This window comes from Micromonospora sp. NPDC049089 (assembly GCF_040648775.1).
GTDB lineage: Bacteria > Actinomycetota > Actinomycetes > Mycobacteriales > Micromonosporaceae > Micromonospora.
Map to the genome: position 1 here is coordinate 1 of NZ_JBEZEH010000392.1, position 1,685 is coordinate 1,685.

A 1,685-nucleotide genomic window follows, 5' to 3' on the forward strand; every position below is an offset into this window, starting at 1 on the left:
AAACGTCGGAGTTTGCATAACGGGCTTGATGTTCGACTTAGGGAACGGGGGCACCGGCCACCTTCGCGTGGCCGGTGCCCCGGTTTCCCGCTGTCGGGGCGGGACCTGATCGCGAGATTCAGGAGGTGGCCGGGCCGTGACTAGACGAAGGCTGCCGCGCCTTCGTACTGCGCCGTCGGGGCGGCGCCGACATGCTCGTACTCGAGCAGGAGCAAGCCCTTCGCCGTCGCTTCGTGGTGAACCAGTCGGAGGCCGACGGGTGCGTTCGGGTGGTCGAGCAGCCGCCGCCCGGAGCCGGCCACGGTGGGGGCCACGACGAGTCGGAGTGTGTCGACGAGGCCAGCTGACAACAGAGCCTTGCCAAGTCGTGCGCTTCCGTGAATCTGGAGCTCCCGTCCTGGCTGCGCCCTGAGCTCCCCGACGCTGTGGATCGGGTCGCCGTGGAGCACTGTCGTCGGGCGCCAACCACCCTCCGCCAGGGTGTTGGTCACGACGTACTTCGGTAGTGAGTTCATCCGTTCGGTGAACGGATCGTTCGGGTCGGTGATCTGCGGCCAGTCGCGAGCGAACGCCTCGTAGGTCCGCCGTCCGAGTAGCAGACCGTCGGCGAGACCCAACCACTCCGAGGTACGGCGGACGAAGACCTCGTCCAGGTAGGGCACGAGCCAGCCGCCCAGGGTGAAGCCGCCGCTCGTGTCCTCGGTCGGCGAGCCGGGCCCCTGGCTGACGCCGTCGAGAGTGACGAACTCGGTAAGGACGATCTTCACAGCGCCTCCTGGCTCTCGGCGAGCCCGGCGAGTTGTTCGGTGACCGAGCCCCAGCCGTCCGCGAAGCCGATCTTCTCGTGAAGGTCACGAGCGGCGGGATCACCGTGGCGGACGATGATCCGGTAGTCCGTGCCGTCCGGATGGTCCTTCATGGTGATCTCCGCCGTCATCGGGACCGGGGTGGGGTTCGCGGGCCGCCAGGCGCTGTCGATCACGTTGGTGAACACGATCCGTTCGAGGTCGTCGACGACGAGGAAGCACGCGTCGAGGTGCGGGACGAACTCCACCCCGTCCTCGCTCAGTCGGGTCACGAGTGCGCCACCGGGCCGGACCTCCAAGCGGTCGACGCGGCACAGGGCCGGCGCCGGTATCCACCACTTCTCGAAGCGGGACGGGTCGGTCCAGGCGGCCCACACGGTGGCGCGAGGGGCGCGGATGACCCGTGTCATGGTCAGGTCCAGGTCGGGATTCATTGTTGGTTCTCCTGCTGATCGGTGACGAGGCGTTCCAGGCGATCCGTGCGCTCTTCCCAGACCCTGCGCTGCTCCGCGAGCCAGTCGTCGACGACAGCGAGGCGCTCGCGGTTGAGCACGCAGGTGCGCACCCGGCCGGACTTGGTCGTGTGGATCAGCCCGTTCGACTCGAGCGTCCGCACGTGCTTCATGAACGAGGGAAGGGTCATCGGAAGCTCGCGGGCGAGGTCGCCGACGCTTGTCGGACCGTGGCCGAGGCGTCGGATGACCCAGCGCCGGGTCGGGTCAGCGAGGGCGACGAACACGCCGTCGAGCTGCGCCGAATACTGTGCCATGCGGCTAAGTATTTTGCACAGGCCAACCGGCTCGCCGGGCACCTGCGGGCCGTCGGTGTGGGCAGGGGCGCGGTGGTCGGTGTCTGCCTGGATCGAGGTGCGGACCTGGT

The 1,685-nt window shown here is 68.1% G+C and carries 3 protein-coding genes; all 3 read right to left on the reverse strand.

Annotation, left to right across the window (positions count from 1 at the left end):
• Nucleotides 1–140: 140 nt before the first annotated feature.
• Complete coding sequence (locus AB0B48_RS33015; protein ID WP_357208553.1) at nt 141–767, reverse strand: dihydrofolate reductase family protein; 627 nt, start codon at nt 765–767, stop codon at nt 141–143.
• Nucleotides 764–1,240: an SRPBCC domain-containing protein gene (locus AB0B48_RS33020; protein WP_357208556.1), complete on the reverse strand. Its 477-nt coding sequence runs from the start codon at nt 1,238–1,240 to the stop codon at nt 764–766. Before AB0B48_RS33020 ends, AB0B48_RS33015 begins: the two co-directional genes overlap by 4 nt.
• The coding region (locus tag AB0B48_RS33025; protein ID WP_357208559.1) for a helix-turn-helix transcriptional regulator at nt 1,237–1,685 on the reverse strand (449 nt) is incomplete at its 5' end. The genes AB0B48_RS33020 and AB0B48_RS33025, both read right to left, overlap by 4 nt.

Bases quoted from the DNA above. Each gene is read 5' to 3' on its own strand.
- AB0B48_RS33020 (WP_357208556.1), bottom strand. From the start codon at position 1,240: ATGAATCCCGACCTGGACCTGACCATGACACGGGTCATCCGCGCCCCT.